This window comes from Pseudomonas extremorientalis, from assembly GCF_024584605.1.
In the GTDB taxonomy this organism is placed as follows: domain Bacteria; phylum Pseudomonadota; class Gammaproteobacteria; order Pseudomonadales; family Pseudomonadaceae; genus Aquipseudomonas; species Aquipseudomonas extremorientalis.
On sequence record NZ_CP089519.1, the window covers coordinates 5,896,299 to 5,920,531 of the forward strand.

Sequence of the window (24,233 nt, forward strand, 5' to 3'; positions counted from 1 at the left end):
TCGCCGACACATAGCCAGCTAACAAAAAGGTTCTCTATGCCCAATCGCGTCCCGCTCGATGCCAAGACCGCCCGCTGGCTCCCCTGGGTGGTCGCGATTGCCTTCTTCATGCAGTCGCTGGACGGGACGATCCTCAACACGGCGTTGCCGGCCATGGCCCGGGACCTCGCTGAAAACCCGCTGCGCATGCAAGGGGTGGTGATCGCCTACATGCTCACCGTTGCCTTGCTGATCCCGGCTTCGGGCTGGATCGCCGACCGCTTCGGCACCAAGAAAATCTTCTTTGGCGCGATCATGCTGTTCAGCATCGGTTCGCTGCTGTGCGCCTTGTCCAGCAGCCTGACCATGCTGGTGGGCGCCCGGGTGATCCAGGGCCTGGGCGGCGCGCTGATGTTGCCGGTCGGCCGCTTGGTGGTGCTGCGCGCTTACCCCCGCTCCGAACTGGTGCGCATCATGGGCTTCATTACGATTCCCGGCCTGCTCGGCCCGCTACTCGGCCCGACCATGGGTGGCTGGATGGTGCAATACCTGACCTGGCACTGGATCTTCCTGATCAACCTGCCGGTGGGTATGGTCGGCTGTTACGCCGTGTGGAAACTCATCCCCGATCTGCGCGGCAGCGAACGCACGCGCTTTGATGGCGTCGGGTTTCTCTTGTTTGGCGCGGCAATGGTGTTGATCACCATCGCCATGGAAGGCCTGGGCGAACTGCACCTGCCGCACCTGCGGGTGATGTTGCTGCTGTTCGGCGGGCTGGCGTGCCTGGCGGCGTATTGGCTGCGCGCCGGGCATATCGACAACCCACTGTTTTCGCCGGTGCTGTTCAAGACCCGCACCTTTGCCATCGGCATCCTCGGCAACCTGTTTGCGCGGCTGGGCAGCGGTGCGTTGCCGTTTCTGGTGCCGTTGCTGTTGCAGGTCGCGCTGGGTTACTCACCGTCCGAAGCCGGTATGAGCATGCTGCCCCTGGCGGCGGCGGCGATGTTTGCCAAATCCATCGCCCGCACCCTGATCGAACGCCTCGGCTACCGCATCGTGCTCACCGGCAACACGCTGGCGCTGGGCATCATGCTGGCGAGCATGGGCCTGGTCAGCGAGCACACGCCCTACCCGCTGCTGTTGTGCATGCTGGCGGTACTCGGGGCGATCAATTCCCTGCAATTTACCGCGATGAACACCGTCACCCTGATCGACCTCGACGACGCCCAGGCCAGCAGCGGCAACAGTTTGCTGTCAGTGGTGGCGCAGTTGTCCCTCAGCCTCGGCGTGGCCTGCGCGGGTGCGCTGCTCGGCGGGTTCACCGCCGAAACCGGTAATGATGGGGTGGAAAGCGTACTCGGCGCGTTCCAACTGACCTTTCTGACAGTGGGCATCATGGCGATGCTGGCGGCGGCGATCTTCCTGCAATTGTCGCCAACCGATGGCAAACGAGTAGTCAGCCGCGAGCACGACATCGAGCATTAACAGGCTTCTCGTCTAGAACTTGCAGGGAAATTCCCACGGGACTGGTACACTGCGCGACATTTTGTTTTGCAGAGCCAGTCCCGTGACTACCATCGCCACCGCTTTTAATACTTTGCCCCTGTCCGCCGCCATGCTGGCTAACCTCGACTCGCTGGGTTATGTCGAGATGACGCAGATCCAGGCGCAAAGCTTGCCGGTGATCCTCAAGGGGCTGGACCTGATTGCCCAGGCCAAGACCGGCAGCGGCAAGACCGCCGCCTTCGGCATCGGCCTGTTGAACCCGATCAACCCGCGCTACTTCGGCTGCCAGGCCCTGGTCATGTGCCCGACCCGTGAGCTGGCCGACCAGGTCGCCAAGGAAATCCGCCGCCTGGCCCGTGCCGAAGACAACATCAAGGTGCTGACCCTGTGCGGCGGCGTGTCCCTCGGCCCGCAGATCGCTTCCCTGGAGCACGGCGCCCACGTCATCGTCGGCACACCGGGTCGCATCCAGCAGCACTTGCGCAAAGGTTCGCTGGTACTGGACGGCCTCAACACGCTGATCCTCGATGAAGCCGACCGCATGCTCGACATGGGCTTCTACGACGCCATCGAAGACATCATCAGCAAGACCCCGCCGCGCCGCCAGACCCTGCTGTTCTCCGCCACCTACCCGGTGAGCATCAAGCAGCTGGCCTCAAAGTTCATGCGCGCGCCGCAGCAAGTCAAAGCCGAAGCGTTCCACTCCGATGACCAGATCGAGCAGCGTTTCTACGAGATCTCGCCGGAAGAGCGCATGGACGCCGTGACCAAGGTGCTGGCGCATTTCCGCCCTGCCTCCTGCGTGGCCTTCTGCTTCACCAAGCAGCAAGTACAGGAAACCGTGGATCACCTGACCTCCAAGGGCATTTCCGCCGTTGGCCTGCATGGCGACCTGGAACAGCGCGACCGCGACCAGGTGCTGGCGATGTTCGCCAACCGCAGCACCTCGGTGCTGGTTGCCACTGACGTTGCAGCCCGTGGCCTGGACATCGACTCGCTGGACATGGTGATCAACGTCGAACTGGCCCGCGATTCGGAAATCCACATCCACCGCGTCGGCCGTACCGGTCGTGCCGGTGAGACCGGCATCGCCATCAGCCTGGTCGCTCCGTCCGAAGCGCACCGCGCCCAGGCCATCGAGCAGTTGCAGAAATCGCCGCTGAACTGGGACCAACTGGACAACCTCAAGCCGCAAAGCGGTGGTCCGTTGCTGCCGCAGATGAGCACCTTGTGCATCGCTGCAGGCCGTAAAGACAAGGTTCGCCCAGGCGACATCCTCGGCGCGTTGACCGGTGAAGCTGGCATCCCGGGTGCCCAGGTCGGCAAGATCGCGATCTTTGACTTCCAGGCCTTCGTGGCCGTGGAACGCGGGATCGCCAAGCAGGCCTTGCAGCGCTTGAATGACGGCAAGATCAAAGGCCGTTCGTTGCGCGTGCGTATCCTGTAACACGATCTCCGCTTCAATGGAGATCCAATGTGGGAGGGGGCTTGCCCCCGATAGCAATCTATCAGTTACCGATGCACTGGCTGACACACTGCTATCGGGGGCAAGCCCCCTCCCACATTTGACTGTATTCCAAATCAGAACCTGTATGAGGACACCGTTTTGCGCTCGACCGAAGTTGTGATCATTGGCGCCGGCGCCGCAGGCTTGATGTGCGCGCTGACCGCCGCCGGGCGTGGGCGCAAGGTGATGTTGATCGACCATGCGAACAAGGCCGGCAAGAAGATCCTGATGTCCGGTGGTGGCCGCTGCAACTTCACCAACCTGTACACCGAGCCGGCCAACTTCCTGTCGCACAACGAACACTTCTGCAAGTCCGCCCTGGCCCGCTACACCCAGTGGGACTTCATCGGGCTGGTGGCCAAGCACGGCGTGCCGTACCACGAGAAAAAACTCGGCCAGTTGTTCTGCGATAACAAATCCAGCGACATCCTCGGCATGCTGCTCGATGAGTGCATCCAGGTCGGCGTGAGCCTGCACCTGGACACGTCGGTCCAGGAGATTGCCAAGCTGGACAGCGGCTACCAGTTGCAGACCACCTTGGGCGAGTTGCGCTGTGAATCCCTGGTGATCGCCACCGGCGGCCTGTCGATCCCGACCCTGGGCGCGACCGGTTTTGGTTACCAGGTGGCCAGACAGTTCGGCCACGAATTGCTGCCGACCCGCGCCGGGCTGGTGCCGTTCACCATCACCGACCAGCTCAAGGATTTGTGTGGCGAGTTGTCGGGGACGTCGGTGGATTGCCTGGTCAGCTGCAACGGCCAGAGCTTTCGCGAGAACATCCTGTTTACCCACCGTGGCCTCAGCGGGCCGGCGATTCTGCAGATTTCTTCTTACTGGGAATCCGGCGACACGGTTGAAATCAACCTGCTGCCCGACCACGACGCTCACGCCTGGCTGCAACAGCAACAAGTCGAGCGCCCCAACAGCGAGTTGAAAACCCTGCTGGGCGAGATCTTCACCAAGAAGATGGCCAACCTGTTGGCCGAGACATGGTTCGTGTCCAAGCCGATGAAGCAGTACACCCATGCCGAAATTGCCGACATCGCGCAAAAACTCGGCAACTGGCAATGGGTGCCGGCGGGCACCGAGGGTTATCGCACGGCGGAAGTCACATTGGGTGGCGTGGACACACGGGAAGTGTCGTCCAAGACCATGGAATCGCTGAAAAGCCCCGGCCTGTACTTTATCGGTGAAGTGCTGGATGTGACCGGTCACCTGGGCGGCTTCAACTTCCAGTGGGCCTGGGCTTCGGGTTACGCGGCGGCGCAGTACGCCTGAAGAGTGTAATCGGTCAAATGTGGGAGGGGGCTTGCCCCCGATGGCAGTGTGTCAATCAGTACGACTGTGACTGATCTACCGCTATCGGGGGCAAGCCCCCTCCCACATGGAATAAATTTTGCTGTTGGATGTGATCGCCACGCTTGCCGTGGCGTCCTTGATAGCTCAATTTAGCGGCATCGTCCCGGAAGACTCCAGACTTCATGTCATCGACCTCGTTCAAGCAGTCCCTGCGGCGCCTGTGGGCACTGGATAAATTCAGCTACAGCATTCGGGTATTCATTGCCCTCACCGGCAGCATGGCGCTGTGCTGGTATCAGGATGAAATGGCACTGCTGATCCCGTTGTTCCTGGGGATCATCGCCAGCGCACTGGCCGAGACCGATGACAGTTGGCAGGGCCGCCTCAACGCCCTGGCGGTGACGCTGGTGTGTTTCAGCATCGCCGCGCTGTCGGTAGAGTTGCTGTTCCCTTATCCCTTGATCTTCGCGGTCTCACTGGCCCTGGCCACCTTCTGCCTGACCATGCTCGGCGCCTTGGGCGAGCGCTATGGGGCGATTGCTTCGGCAACGTTGATTCTGTCGGTATACACCATGATCGGCGTGGACCAGCGCGGCGGCGCCGTCAGCGATTTCTGGCATGAGCCGCTGTTGTTGGTGGCCGGTGCAGCCTGGTATGGCGCGCTGTCGGTGCTGTGGCAGGCGCTGTTTTCCAACCAGCCGGTGCAACAGAGCCTGGCGCGGTTGTTCCGTGAGCTTGGACGGTACCTCAAGCTCAAGTCATCGTTGTTCGAGCCAATCCGCCAGTTGGACGTGGAAGCGCGGCGCCTGGAACTGGCCCAGCAGAACGGTCGCGTGGTGGCGGCGTTGAATGCGGCGAAGGAAATCATCCTGCATCGCGTGGGCAATGGTCGACCCGGTTCGAAAGTCAGCCGTTACCTGAAGCTGTACTTCCTAGCCCAGGACATCCACGAACGCGCCAGCTCGTCGCACTACCCGTACAACGCCCTGGCCGAGGCCTTCTTCCACAGCGACGTACTCTTCCGTTGCCAGCGCCTGCTACGCCAGCAAGGCAAGGCCTGCCAGACCCTGGCCGAATCGATCCAGATGCGCCAACCGTTCATCTATGACGACAGCTTCGCCGAAGCCCTGGGCGACCTCAACGCGTCCCTGGAACACCTGCGCATCCAGAGCAACCCAGCCTGGCGCGGCCTGCTGCGTTCGTTGCGCGCCCTGGCGGCCAACCTGTCGACCCTGGACCGCCTGCTCGGCGACGCCAGCAACCCCGACAGCCTGGCGGACGCCACCGACAGCAACCTGCTGGACCGCGCCCCGCGCAACCTCAAGGAAATGTGGACGCGCCTGCGCACGCAGATGACGCCGACGTCACTGCTGTTCCGTCACGCGTTGCGCCTGTCGTTGGCGCTGACCGTCGGCTACGGCATGCTGCATGCGATCCACGCGTCCCAGGGCTACTGGATCATCCTCACCACGCTGTTTGTGTGCCAGCCGAACTATGGCGCCACGCGGCGCAAGCTCGGCCAGCGGATCATCGGTACGGCCATCGGCCTGACCGTGGCCTGGGCACTGTTCGACCTGTTTCCGAGCCCCCTGGTGCAATCGATGTTCGCCATCGCCGCCGGCCTGGTGTTCTTTATCAACCGCACCACCCGCTACACCCTGGCCACCGCCGCCATCACCTTGATGGTGTTGTTCTGCTTCAACCAGGTCGGCGATGGCTACGGACTATTCCTGCCACGCCTGTTCGATACCTTGCTCGGCAGCCTGATCGCCGGCCTCGCGGTGTTCCTGTTCCTGCCGGACTGGCAAGGTCGCCGCTTGAACAAAGTGCTGGCCAATACCCTGACCTGCAACAGCATCTACCTGCGCCAGATCATGCAGCAGTACGCCGCCGGCAAGAGCGACGACCTGGCCTACCGCCTGGCCCGACGCAACGCACACAACGCCGATGCCGCGCTGTCCACCACCCTGGCGAACATGCTGATGGAACCGGGGCACTTCCGTAAGGAAGCGGACGTGGGTTTTCGGTTCCTGGTGTTGTCGCACACTTTGCTCAGTTATTTGTCAGGGCTGGGCGCGCACCGTGAAACCCAATTGCCGGCCGAGGTGCGTGAGCATCTGATCGATGGCGCCGGCAAGACCCTGGCGGCGAGCATCGATGAGATCGCCACGGGGTTGGCCAACAAGCAGCCGATCGCGATCCAGAGCGATGCCGAGGAAGCGCTGGCGGCGGACCTGGAGCAGATGCCGGATGAGATCGATGAAGGGCAGCGGTTGGTACAGACGCAGTTGGCGTTGATTTGCCGGCAACTGGGGCCGTTGCGCACCTTGGCGACGCATTTGATCAAGGACACCAGCGCGGCCTGACCTGTGGCGAGCGGGCTTGCCACAAGAGGCACCCGCTACATACCGTGCTGCTTCATCAACCGCTCATAGCTACCGTCAGCCTTCATCTTGGCAATCTCCCGATCAAACCCGGCCACGATCTGCTCATGCTCCGGGTTCTTCAGGCTGACCAGGATATGCAGGCTGTTTTCACTCAGCGGCTGGGGCAAAAACTCCACTGCGTTGCGCACCCGCGCCGACTCGCGCGACAGGTAATAGCGCGCCACATACTCATCCTCCAGCGTCAGCCGCACCCGCTGCGCCGCGAGCATGCGCACCGCCATGGCGAAGTTGTGCACCGGGACTTTCTGCAACTGCGCATCCCCATCGAACGCCGCCGAATAGGCATAGCCACGCACCACGGCGATGGGATAGTCGTGCAATTGCGCAAGGTTCTGGAATTCGATGGGATCGTCGCGGCGCTTGATAAAGCGCACACGGTTGAGCAGGTATTCACCTGAGAACTGGCCCAGTTTCGTACGGGCATCGTCGTACCAGGCGTTGATCAGCACGTCATAACGGCCGTCGCCCACCCCCATCAGCGCACGGGCCCAGGGCACTTGCTCGAAGTCACTGGCATAACCCGCACGGGCCAGGGCGGTACTGACGATATCGGTGGCCAGCCCGCCGTTGATCAAGGTGGAATCGGTAAAAGGCGGCCAGGCATCTGCCACCAGACGCAGACGCTGCGCGAATGCCGGCTGGGCCAGCAGCAACACTCCAATCAAAGCAACGGCACGAGAGAATCGCGGCATGCTCAAAGTCCTTGGCAGGCAGGCGGTGGCCTTGGCTCAGGCGCGGCCCGAGGTTCTAACAGTAGCTCAGATTACACAAAGAAACCGGCACCGAACGCACTCAATGATGGCAAATTGATTTCACTCACAAAAATAGTTGATTTAGACAGCGTTGCCCGCTGCGCTTACTATCCGCAACAGACATTGATAAGAGAACTGGCCATGACCGTTGAATGGGTGTGCAAACACCACGATGACCTGGGCAAGGAGCAGCTTTACGCGATCCTGCGCTTGCGCAACGAGGTGTTTGTTGTCGAGCAAAAATGTGTGTACCAGGATCTCGATGGGCAGGATTTATCGGGCGATACCCACCACCTGATGGCGTGGCAAGACGACCAACTGGTGGCGTACCTGCGCCTGCTGGACCCGGAATCCCAGGGCGGCGACGTGGTGATCGGCCGCGTGATCGTAGCGCCAGTGGCGCGCGGCACCGGGCTGGGCCATCGGATGATGGAAGAGACGCTCAAGCAGATTGCCGATACGTGGCCCGAGACACCGATATTCCTGTCAGCCCAGGCGCATTTGCAGGGGTACTACGGGCGGTATGGTTTTGTCGTGGCAGGCGAGGAGTACCTTGAGGATGATATTCCACACATCGGCATGCGAAAGGACTAGGGATAACCCAGCACTTGCTTGATCTGGCCGAGGTTCGCCTCGATCCAGCGCCGATCAATCGCGCCCCAGCTGCGAATCCGATAGTGCCCGGCATGGTTGCGGGCACCGTCTTCCTGCTCGAACTCACACACAATATCCAGGTCGGCCAACGCCGCAATGGTGTCCTGCGCCGTACGCCGAGGCATGCCGGTGGCGTCGGTCAGGGCCGGGACGCTGCTGGCCTGGCCGCTGTCGATCAGGTAGGCCACGTACAGGCGACGGTAGAAGCTGCTCTTGGTCTTGCTCACATCCATGGTCGGTTGCCTTGTGCGGTCAGGGTTTGCCCAGCAGGTCGCGGTACGTGAGGTACACCCGCAGGTCGAATTCCACCTGATGGTAGCCCGGCATCATGTACTCGCAGAGTTTATAGAACGCCTTGTTGTGGTCCGACTCCTTGAAGTGTGCCAGTTCGTGCACCACGATCATGCGCAGGAACTGCGGCGCGGCCTCCTTGAACAGCGCAGCAATGCGGATCTCTTTCTTCGATTTCAGATTGCCGCCCTGTACCCGCGAGATGGTGGTGTGCAGGCCGAGGGCGCGATGAGTCAGGTCCAGGCGATTATCGAACAGCACCTTGTCAATGGCCGGCGCATTGCGCAGATGTTCCTGCTTCAAGGCCAGGGCGTAGGCGTACAGGGCCTTGTCGCTCTGCACCGCGTGGCGTTCGGGGTAACGTTGCTCCAGGTAGGCACCCAACTGGTCCTTGGCGATCAGTTGGCGCACTTGTTCCTGAAGGGCGGCGGGATAGGCCTGGAGGTATTTCAGCGCGGTCATGGGGTCTGCAACAGATTCGGATAGGCGCCAGTGTAACGAATTCAGCGCAGGCGAGCGTGGCACCAGTGTGCCACTTCCTCAGCCACCAACGGCTGTGCCGCCATCGGCCCCTGAATGAAAGGGCAGCCATTAGCCTTCAGCCATTGGGCCTGCTCCTGGGTTTCCACCCCCTCAGCCACCACCACTACATCAAAATGCCCGCACAGCTCGATAATGCTGCGCGCCATCACCTCATCCCGCGCTGAGCCTGGCAGGCGAGCGACCAATTGCGGGTCGAGCTTGAGGGTGTCGAAGGCCAGGTCGCGCAGATGCGCCAGGGAACAGTTGCCCAGGCCAAAGTCATCCAGGGCGGTGCGCACGCCGATCTGGCGCAGCAACTTGAGCTGCTTGATCGACTCTTCAAGGTTGCTCATCAGGCAGTCTTCACTGATTTCCACCTCCAGTTGCCGCCCCTGCAGCTCATGTCGCTCAAGCACCTGCTGCAGTTGGCTCGCCAGGTTGGGCATGTTGAACTGACTGCTGCTCAGGCTCACGCTCAACACCAGTTCATCATCCAAGCCGGCGTGCCAGGCCTGGAGCTGGCCACCGACCTGCTGGTAAATCCAGGTGCTGAGTTGGCTGATCAGCCGGGCTTCTTCCAGCAACGGCAAAAACAGACCGGGTGGCACATCACCGACACTGGGGTGCTGCCAGCGCAGTAGCGCTTCCACGCCGCGCACACGTCCGTCCGCCAACGCCACCTGGGGCTGGTACACCAGGGTGAACTCCTTGTTTTGAATCGCCGTGCGCACGCCGTCTTCCAGCATCAGGCGCGAACGGGCGCGGCCGTTCATTTCCTGGTCGTAATAGCGATATTGCTGACGACCTGCGCGCTTGGCTTCGTACATGGCGATGTCCGCCGCGCGCAACAGGCCGTTAACGTCCGAGCCGCAATCCGGGAACGTGGCGATACCGATACTGACACCGAGCATCACATCCAAACCGTCAACCTGCTGACAGATAGACACCCGTTCGATCAGTTTTTCCGCAATCTTCGCCGCCTGCTCGGGGAACTCCAGCTCCAGCAGCGCGGTGAACTCATCGCCGCCCATGCGCCCGAGAATGTCGTAGGAACGCAGGCAACCCTGCAACTGCTCCGACACCCAGCGCAGCACCCGGTCGCCGGCGTCATGACCGAGAGAATCATTGACCCGCTTGAAGCCATCAAGGTCCAGGTACAGCAGCACCAGAGACTGCTCGTTGCGCTCGCTGCGCAGCAAAATGTTCTCCGCCGCCTGGTAAAACCCGCGCCGGTTCAACAGCCCGGTCAGCGGGTCGGTGACTGCCTGGAACTCCAATTGTTGATGCAGGTGACGCACTTCGGACATGTCCAGCACGGTCACCACCATGGCCTTCTGTTCAGCCGGCAGCGGCGCACACGACAACGCCACCGGCACCTGCTGGCCGCGGCTGGTACGCAGGATCGCATCGTGCAAGCGCCAGGTCTGGCCCTGGCGATAAGCGAGGTACATCTCGAACCCCAGCCAGGCCGGCACATGGGGTTTTTGCAGGAAGCTCAGGAAACTCTCGCCTCGCAACTCGGCCATGGTAGCGTTCAGCAGTCGCGAAATGGCCGGGTTGGCATACTCGATCACACTGCCCTCGCCCACCACCAGAATGCCTTCGGCGGCGTTGTCCAACACCGAGGCATTGAACGCCCGTGCGGACTCCAGCTCATGAGTCAGACGCTGCAAGGCCCGGCGATTGCGCTGATGCTCCAGCAACGCCTGGACCTTGGGTTTGAGGATATGCGGGTCGAACGGTTTGAACAGGTAATCGATGGCGCCACTGGCATAGCCTTCGAGTACTGCGGCGGGCGACTGGGCATTGGCGGTGAGGAAAATGATCGGGGTCATGCGCGTGCGCTGGCTGCCACGCATCAGGCGCGCCACCTCGAAGCCGTCCATGCCGGGCATCTTCACATCCAGCAGCACCAGGTCGACTTCGTGCTTGAGCAACTTCTCGAGGGCTTCCACACCGGACGCAGCGGTCACCACATGCCAGTCTTCACGCTGTAACAGCGCTCGCATGCTAAGCAGGTTCTCTGGGTAGTCATCGACCACAAGAAGAACCGAATGACCATCGCCGTGGTGTGGAGCGCATTCCATGCTACGTCTCTTCCTTAGGACTACTCCGGTCATTTCTGACAGAAAACCCGGACAAACACTGAGGCCTCACTCTAGCCCCGGTTCAGAAAAAGCAGAAGTAACCTCAGTGCCATCATTGCGCCAAAGTTCAGGAAGCCGACTAACGGTCAACCGCTACAAGCCACGAACCACGGGAAACATGGCTTTTTGGCATTCCGTTGGCGCCAATAAGTTGCCAGCAATGATTTAACAAGACGGTTAACACCACCTATAAAGAACCTGTCTGGCCCAAGGGCCATAGCCTACACCCCTCTGTAAAAAGGCCTACGCCATGATCGACCTATCCACCTGGAACCTCAGCATCCCTGTCGGCTCTCCACCCGCGACCATCGAAACCCCCAGATTGATGAGCGGCTTCAACGACCAATATTTCCAGGCCGAAGGCAGCAACGTCCAATTCTGGACCCCGGTCACCGGCACCCGTACCGAAAACGCCATTTACCCGCGCAGTGAATTGCGCGAGACCTACGCCGATGGCCGCCTGCGCAACTGGACCTATCCGGATGCGGACAACTTCCTGCGTGCCACTCTGGCCGTCAATCAAGTGCCGTCCTCCGGCAAAATCGTGATCGGGCAGATTCACGCCTATGACAGCCAGAAACCACTGATCAAGCTGGAGTATCAATTCAAGGAGAAAACCCAGACCGGCAACATCGTCGCCAAGGTGCGCATGCGCCCGGATGAGGATGAAGGCCGGGTGATCACCGTGGCATCGAATGTGCCGCTGGAAAAAACCTTCACCTATGTGATCAACCTCAACAAGGCGGGGCTTCTCAGTGTGTATGCCGCGGACGGCGAGTGGAACGAACGCATCGGCGCGGCGTGGGGCGCCAAGCCGTTGTACTTCAAGGCGGGAGCGTATGTGCAGGACAACAGTGGCGACAGCAAGGAAGGGGCGCGGGTGACGTTCGCCAAGTTGGATATTGATCACGAGTAAGATTATTTCAATCATCCCCCGCTACGGCGGGGGAATGATTACTTGGATATAACGAACTCCGACGATCGTCTTACCCCTATAGCAAAACAGCATAAAAATAGTATTTCTTGCAGTGCGCACCCTAGGGCACATCTTATAAAATCATGTGCGTCCGACTCCTGTACCCATTCAGGAGTTAAACACATGCCAACGATAGCCACCTTTAACCAACCTGCCGTCGGGGTTTGGCGCCGGGTCGCAACCAAAAATATACAATGCCACCCCACCTGGTTCTTTTGCGACGCCGCCCCAAAACATGCCAGTTGTCACCAGGCCTTTCAGGTATCTCGTCTTGTCACACTTATTGAGCAACAACACCAGGATAGGCGATGTGCTGACTTATTATTGCTACCCTGTGCCGTCCGCAGGTCTTCCTACGATGTTTCTGGAACAAATAACTCTTACTGCCGCGCTGCTACAAATTTACATCAACAATAAACGCGAATATTTTGAGAAGGAAATACCCTGCTACCTTCCAAACCCAGGAGTCTATGACGTTTACTGGGAGCTTGAAAATGCATCTCAAACATATACGGAGATAGGACAGAACCTGAGATTTACAGTTGTATAACTATAGTAATTACTAAGATGGCTTATCCAACACCTGAAAAACTATTGCGTTACCCACGATGAAAAACTGTTCACTGTCCTTAGAAAAATACTTCATACCTATAAGAAACCCGCATTTCTGCGGGTTTTTTTGGCGCTATTGGCTTAGTTCACCTTAGCGTTCAACTCACCTTTCAAATACCGCTGATACATCGCTTCCAACGAGATCGGCTTGATCTTCGAAGCATTGCCGGCAGTACCGAAGGCCTCGTAGCGAGCGATACACACATCACGCATCGCGGTCACGGTCGCACCGAAGAACTTACGTGGGTCGAACTCGCTCGGGTTGGTGGCCATCAGGCGACGCATCGCACCGGTGGACGCCAGACGCAGGTCGGTATCGATGTTGACCTTGCGCACGCCGTACTTGATGCCTTCGACGATTTCTTCAACCGGCACGCCGTAGGTTTCTTTAATATCGCCGCCGTACTGGTTGATGATCGCCAGCCACTCTTGCGGCACCGAGGAAGAACCGTGCATCACCAGGTGAGTGTTGGGGATGCGCTTGTGGATTTCCTTGATTCGGTCGATGGCAAGCACGTCGCCAGTAGGTGGCTTGGTGAACTTGTAGGCGCCGTGGCTGGTGCCGATGGCGATGGCCAGGGCGTCGACTTGGGTCTTTTTCACGAAGTCGGCGGCTTCTTCCGGATCGGTCAGCATTTGGCTGTGATCCAGCACGCCTTCGGCACCGATGCCGTCTTCTTCGCCGGCCATGCCGGTTTCCAGGGAACCCAGGCAGCCCAGCTCGCCTTCAACAGACACGCCGCAGGCGTGGGCCATGGCTACGGTTTGCTGGGTGACGCGCACGTTGTATTCGTAGTCGGTCGGAGTCTTGCCGTCTTCGCCGAGGGAACCGTCCATCATCACCGAGCTGAAGCCCAGTTGGATGGAGCGCTGGCACACGTCAGGGCTGGTACCGTGGTCCTGGTGCATGCACACCGGGATATGCGGGAATTCTTCGATTGCGGCGAGGATCAGGTGACGCAGGAACGGCGCGCCGGCGTATTTGCGGGCACCGGCCGAAGCCTGGACGATCACGGGGGAGTCGGTCTTGTCAGCGGCTTCCATGATGGCGCGCATCTGCTCAAGGTTGTTGACGTTAAAGGCTGGGACGCCGTAGCCGAACTCGGCTGCGTGGTCCAGCATTTGACGCATGCTGATAAGTGCCATTGTGTTGTCTCTCCCGGTCGAGGGTCGTTAATCGTGCAAGCCTGCCGTAGCGGCGGCTGCTATTCAAGTTATTGCAGGTCAGGGTTTGCATGCCTGGCCTGCTGAATCGTTATTGCTGTCACGCTTACTGCGCTTTGCAGCCGCGCCCAATCAAATCATCGGTGGCGACCCAGTAAACCAGGCCTTCCTCACCTTTTGTGTGAAACGCCAATTGGTCGTTGGCATACAGTACGCCCGAGGCAGCAACGTCCTGTTTGAGGCGGTAGACCTGGTCGGAACCGCCGAGGCGTACATCCACCTCGGATTTAGCCGGGTTGGCAAAGCGCCAGTTGACCTCGGCCTTGCTGTCGCAGGTCCAGGTGGTCCACTTGTCGGCCGTTTCGGCCTTGCCGTTGAACATGTTCATGCTGCTGCAGCCGGCCAACAAGGCCAGGGCTGCCAGGGCGAAAACGCCTTTCATTGCCAATCCTCACAGGGCGACCATGGCCGCCGCTGCTGTCGGTTAGTTGATCAGACCCGTCAAGGGCAACCCTGTTCCTGACCGTTGGGCGCGGAGTCGTATTTCTCCAGCCGTTCGTTGCCGATGCGCTTGTTGATCACCGGCATGGTTTCGGCTTGCCAGTCGGCCTGGTAGCAGCTCTTTTTCTGCCCGGAGGCAGGTTCATCTGCCGCAGACTTCGCGTTCGGCGTGCTGCCGCAACCGGCCAACAGGCCCGCTGCGATCACCAATGCCAACGACTTGATCATGGGAATACTCCTTTTCCAGATCACGAGCCTCAGCCTTTGGCTCGGGTTTCCAGCACTTCAACGGCCGGCAGTACCTTGCCCTCGACGAATTCGAGGAACGCACCGCCACCGGTAGAAATGTAGGAGATCTGCTCAGCAACGCCATATTTATCGATCGCCGCCAACGTGTCGCCGCCACCAGCGATGGAGAAGGCCGAGCTTTCGGCAATGGCGTTGGCCAGCACTTTGGTGCCGTTGCCGAACTGGTCGAATTCAAACACACCGACCGGGCCGTTCCACAGGATGGTCTGCGAAGCTTTCAGCAATTGAGCGAAGTTGGCCGCTGTTTGCGGGCCGATATCCAGGATCATGTCGTCGGCGGCCACGTCAGCGATCAGCTTGACGGTGGCTTCGGCGCTTTCGGCGAATTCCTTGGCCACTACCACGTCCACCGGCAGCGGTACGCTGACTTTGGCGGCGATGGCACGGGCCGTGTCGAGCAGGTCTGGCTCGTACAGGGACTTGCCTACCGGGTGACCGGCGGCCGCCAGGAAGGTGTTGGCAATGCCGCCGCCGACGATCAGCTGGTTGCAGATCTGGCTCAGGCTGTTGAGCACGTCCAGCTTGGTCGACACCTTGGAACCAGCGACGATGGCCGCCATCGGTTGGGCCGGCGCGCCCAGGGCCTTGCCCAGTGCCTCCAGCTCAGCGGCCAACAGTGGGCCAGCCGCAGCGACCTTGGCGTATTTGGCTACGCCGTGGGTGGAACCTTCGGCGCGGTGGGCGGTGCCGAAGGCGTCCATCACGAACACGTCGCACAGTGCCGCATATTGCTGGGCCAGTTCATCGCTGTTCTTTTTCTCGCCCTTGTTGAAGCGCACGTTTTCGAACAGCACGATGTCGCCGGCCTTCACGTCCACACCACCCAGGTAGTCAGCCACCAGCGGCACGTCGCGGCCCAGGGCTTTGCTCAGGTAGTCGGCCACAGGCTTGAGGCTGTTTTCGGCGGAGAACTCACCTTCGGTCGGGCGACCCAGGTGGGAGCAGACCATCACGGCCGCGCCTTTTTCCAGGGCCAGCTTGATGGTCGGCAGCGAAGCCAGGATTCGCGCATCGCTGGTGACTACACCGTCCTTGACTGGGACGTTGAGGTCTTCGCGGATCAGTACGCGCTTACCTTGCAGATCGAGGTCGGTCATCTTCAACACGGTCATGGGTCGCAGTTCCTGAATTACTGTTGATGAGGTTGTTTAGAGGCGATGTGCAGATAATGTTCCGCAACATCCAGCATTCGGTTGGCAAACCCCCATTCGTTGTCGAACCAGGCCAGGATGTTCACCAGCCTCGGGCCGGAAACGCGGGTCTGGCTGGCATCGACAATCGCCGAATGCGGGTCATGGTTGAAATCACAGCTGGCGTGGGGCAACTCGGTGTAGGCCAGCAAGCCTTTGAGCGGGCCGCTGGTGGCGGCATCGCGCAGGATCCGGTTGACCTCCGTCGCGTCAGTATCGCTGACGGTCTGCATGGTGATGTCCAGGCAGGACACGTTCACCGTCGGCACCCGTACGGCTTTGGCCTGGATTCGCCCGGCAAGTTCCGGCAGCAGTCGCTCGATACCCCGGGCCAGGCCGGTAGACACCGGAATCACAGACTGAAACGCAGAGCGCGTACGGCGTAGGTCCTCGTGGTGATAGGCGTCGATTACCGGCTGATCGTTCATCGCCGAGTGAATCGTGGTGATCGACACATAGTCCAGGCCGATCGCCTGATCCAGCAAGCGCAACAGCGGCACGCTGCAGTTGGTGGTACAGGAGGCGTTGGACACCAGCCGCTCATCGCCGGTCAGGCAATCCTGGTTGATGCCGTAGACGATGGTGGCGTCGACATCTGCCTCGCTGGCCATCGGCTGGGAAAACAGCACACGCGGTGCGCCGGCGTCGAGGAAACGCTGGCCATCGGCACGGGTGTGGTAGACACCGGAACATTCCAGCACCAGGTCGACGCCCAGTGCTTTCCAGTCGATGGCTTCGGGGGTGGCACTGCGCAAGACCTGCACGCAAGTGCCATTAATATGCAGACAATCGCCCTCGACCCGCACTTCGCCGGGGAAGCGGCCGTGGGTGGAGTCAAAGCGTGTCAGGTATTCGATGCTGGCCATGTCAGCCAGGTCGTTGATTGCAACAATTTCAAACCCGGCCGTCGTCCCTCGCTCGAACAGAGCACGCAAGACGCAACGACCAATGCGGCCGTAGCCGTTGAGTGCAACTTTGTAGGGACGCGGTTGAGGCATGGGGTTCTCGATCAAGGTGAGTTCGGTGTTGAAAGCACCATCGCCATCGCGGGCAAGCCCGCTCCCACATTAGACCGCGATCCAAATGTGGGAGCGGGCTTGCCCGCGATGGCGCCAGTACAGACAACGCAGACTGACTTAGTCTTCCAGCAGCTCTTCAGCCTGGCCCAGGATGTTTTCCAGGGTGAAGCCGAACTCTTCGAACAACGCTGGCGCCGGCGCCGACTCACCGTAGGTGGTCATGCCGATCACGCGGCCTTCCAGGCCCACGTACTTGTACCAGTAGTCGGCGTGAGCCGCTTCGATGGCGATACGCGCGCTGACCTGCAACGGCAATACCGACTGCTTGTAGCCGGCGTCCTGGGCTTCGAACACGCTGGTGCACGGCATCGACACCACGCGCACGTTGCGGCCCTGGGCGGTCAGCTTGTCGTACGCCTGCACGGTCAGGCCCACTTCGGAACCGGTGGAGATCAGGATCAGTTCCGGCTCGCCGATGCAATCCTTGAGCACGTAGCCGCCACGGCTGATGTCGGCGATCTGCGCGTCGGTACGCACCTGGTGCTGCAGGTTCTGACGCGAGAAGATCAGCGCCGATGGGCCGTCCTTGCGCTCGATGGCGTGCTTCCAGGCCACGGCGGATTCCACCGCGTCGGCTGGGCGCCAGCAATCCAGGTTCGGCGTGGTGCGCAGGCTGGTCAGTTGCTCGACCGGCTGGTGCGTCGGGCCGTCTTCGCCCAGGCCGATGGAGTCGTGGGTGTACACGTGGATCACGCGTTTCTTCATCAGCGCAGCCATGCGTACGGCGTTGCGGGCGTATTCCATGAACATCAGGAAGGTCGCGCCGTAAGGCACCAGGCCGCCGTGCAGTGACACGCCGTTCATGATGGCGCTCATGCCGAACTCACGCACGCCGTAGTACATGTAGTTGCCGCTGGCGTCTTCCGCCGAGACACCTTTGCAGCCTTTCCACAGGGTCAGGTTGGAACCGGCCAGGTCAGCCGAACCGCCGAGGATCTCTGGCAGCAACGGACCGAAGGCGTTCAGGGTGTTCTGGCTGGCTTTACGGCTGGCGATGGTCTCGCCCTTGGCCGCGACTTCGGCGATGTAGGCCGAGGCTTTTTCCGAGAAGTCGGCAGGCAGGTCGCCGGCCAGGCGACGCACCAGCTCGTTGGCCAGCTCAGGGAATTCGGCGGAGTAGGCCGCGAAGCGCTGGTCCCACTCGGCTTCGGTGGCCAGGCCTTTTTCCTTGGCGCTCCACTCAGCGTAGATGTCAGCCGGGATTTCGAACGGGCCGTGGTTCCACTTCAGGGCCTCACGGGTCAGGGCGATTTCCGCGTCACCCAGTGGGGCGCCGTGGCAGTCTTCTTTACCCTGCTTGTTCGGCGAACCGAAGCCAATGGTGGTCTTGCAGCAGATCAGGGTCGGCTGCGCGCTCTTGCGGGCGGTGTCGATGGCGGTCTTGATCTCTTCCGGATCGTGACCGTCGACGTTGCGGATCACCTGCCAGTTATAGGCTTCGAAACGCTTCGGGGTGTCGTCGGTGAACCAGCCTTCGACTTCGCCGTCGATGGAGATGCCGTTGTCGTCGTAGAAGGCAATCAACTTGCCCAGGCCCAGGGTGCCGGCCAGGGACGCGACTTCATGGGAAATGCCTTCCATCATGCAGCCATCACCCAGGAATACATAGGTGTGGTGGTCGACGATGTCGTGGCCAGGACGGTTGAACTGCGCGCCCAGGACTTTTTCAGCCAGCGCGAAGCCTACGGCGTTGGCCAGGCCTTGGCCCAGGGGACCGGTGGTGGTCTCGACGCCTGGGGTGTAGCCGAATTCCGGGTGGCCCGGGGTGCGACTGTGCAGCTGGCGGAAGCTCTTGAGGTCGTCGATGGTGACGTCGTAGCCGGTCAGGTGCAGCAGCGAGTAGATCAGCATCGAGCCATGGCCGTTGGACAGCACGAAGCGGTCACGGTCGGCGAACGACGGGTTGCTCGGGTTGTGTTTCAGGTAGTCACGCCAAAGTACTTCGGCGATATCCGCCATGCCCATCGGGGCACCGGGATGGCCGCTGTTGGCTTTTTGCACGGCATCCATGCTGAGGGCACGAATGGCGTTGGCACGCTCACGACGGCTGGGCATCGCTGATCTCCTGAGGTTTGAATATAAAAGAAACGGAAAAAAGGACCGGCATTTTCCCTCAGCCACCGCCTGCGGGCAATGACAGATAGTCACTTGAGGAGGTTTTTCCTGTGCTTTGGGCGTCAATACCTTGCAGAACCCTTTAAGCGGTTCGTCTAAAGGTTATAGCGACTGCTTATAACCGCCACTTATCGACCAATATCAAAACTTTTTGATATTGGCCTTGCGGGGACGCCCACCCGTCACTAGACTGCTGGCCTTATGAATATACCCATGCCCTCACTGCGCCCCGACGACGGCGATGAACTGGCAGCCTTGTGCAAGGCCGCTGGCGACCCGTTGCGTTTGAACGTGTTGCGCGCATTGGCCAACGATTCCTTTGGCGTACTGGAGCTGGCGCAGATCTTCGCCATCGGTCAGTCCGGCATGAGCCACCACCTGAAGGTATTGGCCCAGGCCGAGCTGGTGGCGACCCGCCGTGAAGGCAATGCGATTTTCTATCGGCGCGCCCTGCCCCACACCGAGCTGCTGGGCGGCAAGCTGCACGCCGCGCTGCTCGAAGAAGTGGACAGCCTGAACCTGCCGGTCGACGTGCAATCGCGCATCGGCCAGGTCCACGGGCAGCGCGCCGCCGCCAGCCAGGACTTTTTCGCGCGGGTAGCAGAGAAGTTTCGCGCCCAGCAGGACCTGATCGCAGGTCTGGCTCAATACCGCGACAGCGTACTGGCGCTGCTGGACAAGCTGAGCTTCAGTGATGAGGCCACGGCCCTGGAAGTCGGCCCGGGTGACGGCGGTTTCCTGCCGGAACTGGCGCGGCGCTTTCACCAGGTCACGGCACTGGACAACAGCCCGGCGATGCTCGACCTGGCACGCCAGCTCTGCGAGCGCGAGTCGCTGGGCAATGTCCGCCTGCAACTGGCCGACGCACTGAGCAGCACGACAATCAAGGCGGACTGCGTGGTGCTGAATATGGTCTTGCACCATTTCGCCGCCCCCGCCGAGGCCCTCAGGCAAATGGCCGGGCTGCTGCACCCCGGCGGTAGCCTGTTGGTTACGGATTTATGCAGCCACAACCAGAATTGGGCCAGGGAGGCCTGCGGTGATCTCTGGTTGGGTTTTGAACAGGATGACCTGGCCCGTTGGGCCACCGCTGCGGGACTCGTTCCCGGGGATAGCCTCTATGTAGGTTTACGCAATGGTTTCCAGATCCAGGTCCGCCATTTTCAGCGGCCGGCTGGCGACACTCACCATCGGTAAATATCAGGAAAACATCGAGATGAGCGAATACTCCCTTTTCACCTCCGAGTCCGTGTCTGAAGGGCATCCGGACAAAATCGCCGACCAGATTTCTGATGCGGTGCTGGACGCCATCATTGCTGAAGACAAGTTCGCCCGTGTGGCGTGCGAGACCCTGGTGAAAACCGGTGTAGCGATCATCGCTGGCGAAGTGACCACCACCGCCTGGGTTGACCTGGAGCAGCTGGTTCGTGATGTGATCACCGACATCGGCTACAACAGTTCCGACGTCGGCTTCGACGGTGCGACCTGCGGCGTGATGAACATCATCGGCAAGCAGTCCCCGGACATCAACCAGGGTGTAGACCGCGCCAAGCCGGAAGACCAGGGCGCCGGCGACCAGGGCCTGATGTTCGGCTACGCCAGCAACGAAACCGACGTGTTGATGCCAGCACCGATCACCTTCTCGCACCAGCTTGTGCAGCGTCAGGCAGAAGCCCGCAAATCCGGTCTGCTGCCGTGGCTGCGCCCTGACGCCAAGTCCCAGGTGACCTGCCGTTACGAAGGCGGCAAGGTCGTGGGTATCGACGCGGTTGTACTGTCGACCCAGCACAACCCAGACGTGTCCTACGCCGACCTGCGCGAAGGCGTGATGGAGCTGATCGTCAAGCACGTGCTGCCGGCCGAACTGCTGAGCAAGGACACCCAGTTCCACATCAACCCGACAGGCCAGTTCATCATCGGTGGCCCGGTAGGCGACTGCGGCCTGACCGGTCGCAAGATCATCGTCGACAGCTACGGCGGCATGGCCCGTCACGGCGGCGGCGCGTTCTCGGGTAAAGACCCGTCCAAGGTTGACCGCTCGGCAGCCTACGCGGGTCGTTACGTGGCAAAGAATATCGTCGCGGCCGGCCTGGCCGAGCGCTGCGAGATCCAGGTTTCCTACGCTATCGGCGTGGCCCAGCCTACGTCGATCTCGCTGAATACCTTCGGCACCGGCAAGATCAGCGACGACAAGATCGTCAAGCTGGTGCGTGAGGTCTTCGACCTGCGCCCTTACGCGATCACCACCATGCTCGACCTGCTGCACCCGATGTACCAGGAAACCGCAGCGTACGGTCACTTCGGCCGTACCCCTGCGCAGAAGACTGTCGGCGACGACACCTTCACCACCTTCACCTGGGAAAAAACCGACCGCGCCAACGACCTGCGTACCGCCGCCGGCCTGTAAACGCTCAAGGTGCACAAAAGCCCCGCCAGGTTCGCCTGGCGGGGCTTTTTATTGCATTGCACTTTGCGCGACACCCCTCACACTTTTTGGATCCAAAGCTTGCAGGCCCAATGATGGCCCTCTAGAATCCGCGCCCTCTCGGGCCTCTCACCTTATTTGGATATTGCCCTGCGCCAGCCCGGGATTCCCAAGCGCGCAGGCAATCGAACATTGAGGTTTTTCATGCGCATCTCCACGCTCGCCCCTGCCGCCCTTCTGCTCAGCCTGTTCGCCGTGCCGGCCCACGCCGCCGACCTGAGCGCACTGAGCGGTGCCCTGAGCTCGCAGCTCGGTGGCGGCAATTCCGGCGACTGCCAGAAGCAAGCCGCAGACCTGCAAACCAAGATCGATGCAGCCGAAGCCCAGAAGGACACCTTGAAAGTGAAGGCTTTCAAAGCCGCTCAAGACCAGATCAACAAAGGCTGTGACAAACTTTCCCAAGCGCAGGCCAAAGCCGATGCCAAGCAACAAACACAGGAAGCCAAGGCTGATAAACCTGACGCGGTGAAAGCCCTGGGCGGCCTGTTCAAGTAAACAGAAACACCCGGTAAAAAGCCCCGCGCTGTCGGGGCTTTTTTGTAGCCGCAGGGTTCCATTAGGCTGGGCACCCTTTTCGAGCAAGGATGCTCATGATGCGTCTACCGATAGCCCTTTTACTCAGTATTTTACCGTTCAGCCTGTGGGCCGAAGATTGCCCCGACGATGCTCGGGCTCAGGTCAGCACCCTGGCCGAACAACTCCGCCAGTGGGATGACAGCTACCACCGGCTTGGCCAATCCCCTGTGAGCGATGAGCTCTACGACCAGGCCCGCCAGCGACTGGCCCACTGGCGCCAGTGCTTCCCCGACACCCCTTTGACGCCCGACAACCCACTGGCGAGCGCACGCGGTACCCGGCCGCATCCCGTTGCCCATACCGGCCTGGAGAAACTGCTGGATGAACAGGCAGTCGCTGCCTGGCTGGTCAACCGCGAGGATGTCTGGATTCAACCGAAGGTGGACGGTGTGGCGGTGACCCTGGTGTATCGCAAGGGGCGCCTGAGCCAAGTCATCAGCCGCGGCGATGGAGCAAGGGGTCACGACTGGTCTGCCTCGGCGCGCAAAATCCCCGGCATAGTCCAGCAGTTGCCCGAGCCCATTGATCTCGTATTGCAAGGCGAACTCTATTGGCGCCTCGGCGACCATGTGCAGTCGGCAAATGGCGGGCTCAATGCCCGCAGCAAGGTGGCCGGGTTGATGAACCGTAAGCAATTGAGCGACACCGACGCCGCAGGCATTGGCTTGTTCGTCTGGGCTTGGCCGAAAGGGCCGGCGACATTTACCGAACGCCTCGCCACACTGGCACGCTGGGGCTTCACCGATAGCCGACGCTACAGCCATCCCATTCGAAACATCACCGAAGCCTCGCATTGGCGCACCTATTGGTACAACCATCCATTGCCGTTCGCCAGCGATGGCGTGGTGCTGCACCAGGCGCAGCACGCACCCGCCGAACGCTGGCAGGTTAATGCGCCGTATTGGGCAGTCGCCTGGAAGTACCCAGCGGCCAAGGCGTTGGCACTGGTGCGCAACGTTGAGTTCAAGGTCGGACGCACCGGACGCATCACCCCCATGCTGGAACTGGAGCCGGTACGCTTGGACGACCGGAAAATCAGCCGGGTAAGTGTCGGCTCATTGGTACGCTGGCAAGCGTTGGATATCCGACCTGGCGACCAGGTCGCGGTCAGCCTGGCGGGCCAGGTTATTCCTGGGTTGGACGCGGTCATTTTGCGCAATACCACCAGGGTGGACCTGCCAGTGCCCAACCCTGCCAAATTCCATGCGCTGAGCTGCTGGCAACTGGACCCCGATTGCGAGGAACAATTACTGGCACGCCTTACCTGGCTCAGCGGCAACCAGGGCCTCGCGTTGCCACACGTAGGTCGCGAAACCTGGAACGTATTGATCCAGGCCGGTCTAATCGCAGGCTTTCTCGATTGGTTAACCCTGGACGCGGCAGAGCTTGCTAACATTGATGGCTTCGGTGATCGCAGCCGCGAACGCCTACTCGAAAGCCTTCACAGCGCTCGGCAGCGGCCCTTTGCACAATGGCTCAAGGCCCTGGGTGTACCGCCTGCGGCACGTAACAACCTGGAGGGCGACTGGCAGACGCTGGTCGCCAGAGACACCCAGGCCTGGCTGAACATTGATGGCATCGGCCCGGGCCGCGCAGCGCAACTGAGCGCTTTTTTTCGCGACCCGCATGTACAGGCCTTGGCTGAAACATTACGCATGGCGGGGATAGACGGGTTTTGAACCCCGCTGCCCCCCGCCATCAGATTGCGACTTTGGAGCCCCACATGAAATTTCTAGCCCCTTTTGCCTTGCTGACCGTCGCAAGCTTCATGACCACACCGTTGCTGGCCGCTGAACAAGCCGCCCCCCTCACCGGCTGCGCCGCCAAACGCCAAGCCATCAGCACCCAGATCGAACAAGCCAAGGCCCACGGCAACAGCGCGCAACAAGCCGGCCTGGAAAAAGCCCTGAGTGAAGTCACCGCCAACTGCACCGACGCATCCCTGAAGAAAGAGCGTGAAAACAAGGTACTCGACGCCAAGCACGAAGTCAGCCGCCGTCAGGCCGACCTCGACAAGGCCATGAAAAAAGGCGACGCGGACAAGATCAACAAGCGTAAGGACAAGCTCGCCGAGTCCCGCAAGGAACTGCAGGACGCGGTGGAAGAACTCGACCAGTAAAAC

21 protein-coding genes are annotated in these 24,233 nt (G+C 60.7%); 11 read left to right on the forward strand and 10 right to left on the reverse strand.

Annotation, left to right across the window (positions count from 1 at the left end; genetic code table 11):
• The first annotated feature begins 36 nt into the window (after nucleotides 1–36).
• The 4 genes from mdtD to yccS all read left to right on the forward strand — a co-directional run bounded on the left by mdtD (nucleotide 37) and on the right by yccS (nucleotide 6,657).
• Nucleotides 37–1,464 carry a multidrug transporter subunit MdtD gene (gene mdtD, locus LUU92_RS26780; RefSeq protein ID WP_071490317.1) on the forward strand — a complete coding sequence of 476 codons (1,428 nt, stop codon included), beginning with the start codon at nucleotides 37–39 and terminating at the stop codon, nucleotides 1,462–1,464.
• Between the two features lie 130 nt (nucleotides 1,465–1,594).
• Entirely contained in the window at nucleotides 1,595–2,932 is a 1,338-nt protein-coding gene (gene dbpA, locus LUU92_RS26785; protein WP_231501119.1) for an ATP-dependent RNA helicase DbpA, read from the forward strand.
• A 159-nt stretch (nucleotides 2,933–3,091) separates the two neighbouring features.
• Nucleotides 3,092–4,270 (forward strand): BaiN/RdsA family NAD(P)/FAD-dependent oxidoreductase, encoded by a 1,179-nt coding sequence (locus LUU92_RS26790; protein ID WP_257102870.1) that lies wholly within the window; start codon nucleotides 3,092–3,094, stop codon nucleotides 4,268–4,270.
• Between the two features lie 203 nt (nucleotides 4,271–4,473).
• Nucleotides 4,474–6,657: a YccS family putative transporter gene (gene yccS / locus LUU92_RS26795; protein ID WP_257102871.1), complete on the forward strand. Its 2,184-nt coding sequence runs from the start codon at nucleotides 4,474–4,476 to the stop codon at nucleotides 6,655–6,657.
• 35 nt (nucleotides 6,658–6,692) lie between these two features.
• Here the strand turns inward: yccS and LUU92_RS26800 are convergent, their stop codons facing one another.
• The gene (locus tag LUU92_RS26800) at nucleotides 6,693–7,430 is read right to left on the reverse strand and encodes a substrate-binding periplasmic protein (RefSeq protein WP_071490320.1); all 738 of its coding nucleotides are present in this window, start codon (nucleotides 7,428–7,430) and stop codon (nucleotides 6,693–6,695) included.
• A gap of 201 nt (nucleotides 7,431–7,631) precedes the next feature.
• Between LUU92_RS26800 and LUU92_RS26805 the strand changes: the two genes are divergently transcribed.
• Nucleotides 7,632–8,084: a GNAT family N-acetyltransferase gene (locus LUU92_RS26805; protein ID WP_092242104.1), complete on the forward strand. Its 453-nt coding sequence runs from the start codon at nucleotides 7,632–7,634 to the stop codon at nucleotides 8,082–8,084.
• Here LUU92_RS26805 and LUU92_RS26810 read toward each other — a convergent pair.
• The 3 genes from LUU92_RS26810 to LUU92_RS26820 are packed head-to-tail and all read right to left on the reverse strand — an operon-like array spanning nucleotide 8,081 to nucleotide 11,044.
• Nucleotides 8,081–8,377 carry a winged helix-turn-helix domain-containing protein gene (locus LUU92_RS26810; RefSeq protein WP_033898013.1) on the reverse strand — a complete coding sequence of 99 codons (297 nt, stop codon included), beginning with the start codon at nucleotides 8,375–8,377 and terminating at the stop codon, nucleotides 8,081–8,083. The two genes, LUU92_RS26805 and LUU92_RS26810, sit on opposite strands and share 4 nt — an antisense overlap.
• A 19-nt stretch (nucleotides 8,378–8,396) precedes the next feature.
• Nucleotides 8,397–8,897 carry a M48 metallopeptidase family protein gene (locus LUU92_RS26815; RefSeq protein WP_058426613.1) on the reverse strand — a complete coding sequence of 167 codons (501 nt, stop codon included), beginning with the start codon at nucleotides 8,895–8,897 and terminating at the stop codon, nucleotides 8,397–8,399.
• Between the two features lie 41 nt (nucleotides 8,898–8,938).
• Nucleotides 8,939–11,044 carry a putative bifunctional diguanylate cyclase/phosphodiesterase gene (locus tag LUU92_RS26820; protein WP_222540565.1) on the reverse strand — a complete coding sequence of 702 codons (2,106 nt, stop codon included), beginning with the start codon at nucleotides 11,042–11,044 and terminating at the stop codon, nucleotides 8,939–8,941.
• A gap of 310 nt (nucleotides 11,045–11,354) precedes the next feature.
• On the opposite strand from LUU92_RS26820, the gene LUU92_RS26825 reads away from it, so the two are divergent.
• Nucleotides 11,355–12,020, forward strand: a complete 666-nt coding sequence (locus LUU92_RS26825; RefSeq protein WP_071490323.1) for a polysaccharide lyase family 7 protein — start codon at nucleotides 11,355–11,357, stop codon at nucleotides 12,018–12,020.
• 753 nt (nucleotides 12,021–12,773) lie between these two features.
• On the opposite strand, the gene fba is transcribed toward LUU92_RS26825, so the two are convergent.
• The 6 genes from fba to tkt form a co-directional block, all read right to left on the reverse strand.
• Entirely contained in the window at nucleotides 12,774–13,838 is a 1,065-nt protein-coding gene (gene fba, locus LUU92_RS26830; RefSeq protein ID WP_003177554.1) for a class II fructose-bisphosphate aldolase, read from the reverse strand.
• Between the two features lie 124 nt (nucleotides 13,839–13,962).
• On the reverse strand, nucleotides 13,963–14,298 hold the full coding sequence (locus LUU92_RS26835) for an MliC family protein (RefSeq protein WP_071490324.1): 336 nt from the start codon (nucleotides 14,296–14,298) through the stop codon (nucleotides 13,963–13,965).
• Nucleotides 14,299–14,357: 59 nt separating this feature from the next.
• A complete protein-coding gene (locus LUU92_RS26840) occupies nucleotides 14,358–14,585 on the reverse strand; it encodes a hypothetical protein (RefSeq protein WP_092242101.1) in 228 nt (75 codons plus the stop codon).
• A 29-nt stretch (nucleotides 14,586–14,614) separates the two neighbouring features.
• Nucleotides 14,615–15,778: a phosphoglycerate kinase gene (locus LUU92_RS26845; RefSeq protein WP_071490326.1), complete on the reverse strand. Its 1,164-nt coding sequence runs from the start codon at nucleotides 15,776–15,778 to the stop codon at nucleotides 14,615–14,617.
• Between the two features lie 17 nt (nucleotides 15,779–15,795).
• Nucleotides 15,796–16,854: an erythrose-4-phosphate dehydrogenase gene (epd, locus tag LUU92_RS26850; RefSeq protein ID WP_071490327.1), complete on the reverse strand. Its 1,059-nt coding sequence runs from the start codon at nucleotides 16,852–16,854 to the stop codon at nucleotides 15,796–15,798.
• A gap of 138 nt (nucleotides 16,855–16,992) precedes the next feature.
• Nucleotides 16,993–18,990 (reverse strand): transketolase, encoded by a 1,998-nt coding sequence (gene tkt, locus LUU92_RS26855; protein WP_071490328.1) that lies wholly within the window; start codon nucleotides 18,988–18,990, stop codon nucleotides 16,993–16,995.
• Nucleotides 18,991–19,251: 261 nt separating this feature from the next.
• On the opposite strand from tkt, the gene LUU92_RS26860 reads away from it, so the two are divergent.
• The 5 genes from LUU92_RS26860 (at nucleotide 19,252) to LUU92_RS26880 (ending at nucleotide 24,230) form a co-directional block, all read left to right on the forward strand.
• Entirely contained in the window at nucleotides 19,252–20,247 is a 996-nt protein-coding gene (locus LUU92_RS26860; protein WP_257102872.1) for an ArsR/SmtB family transcription factor, read from the forward strand.
• A gap of 19 nt (nucleotides 20,248–20,266) precedes the next feature.
• Nucleotides 20,267–21,457: a methionine adenosyltransferase gene (gene metK / locus LUU92_RS26865; RefSeq protein ID WP_071490330.1), complete on the forward strand. Its 1,191-nt coding sequence runs from the start codon at nucleotides 20,267–20,269 to the stop codon at nucleotides 21,455–21,457.
• Nucleotides 21,458–21,679: 222 nt separating this feature from the next.
• On the forward strand, nucleotides 21,680–22,030 hold the full coding sequence (locus tag LUU92_RS26870; RefSeq protein WP_222540570.1) for a hypothetical protein: 351 nt from the start codon (nucleotides 21,680–21,682) through the stop codon (nucleotides 22,028–22,030).
• Between the two features lie 95 nt (nucleotides 22,031–22,125).
• Nucleotides 22,126–23,790: an NAD-dependent DNA ligase LigB gene (ligB, locus tag LUU92_RS26875; protein WP_257102873.1), complete on the forward strand. Its 1,665-nt coding sequence runs from the start codon at nucleotides 22,126–22,128 to the stop codon at nucleotides 23,788–23,790.
• A 44-nt stretch (nucleotides 23,791–23,834) separates the two neighbouring features.
• The gene (locus tag LUU92_RS26880; protein WP_071490333.1) at nucleotides 23,835–24,230 is read left to right on the forward strand and encodes a DUF1090 domain-containing protein; all 396 of its coding nucleotides are present in this window, start codon (nucleotides 23,835–23,837) and stop codon (nucleotides 24,228–24,230) included.
• Nucleotides 24,231–24,233: the final 3 nt, after the last annotated feature.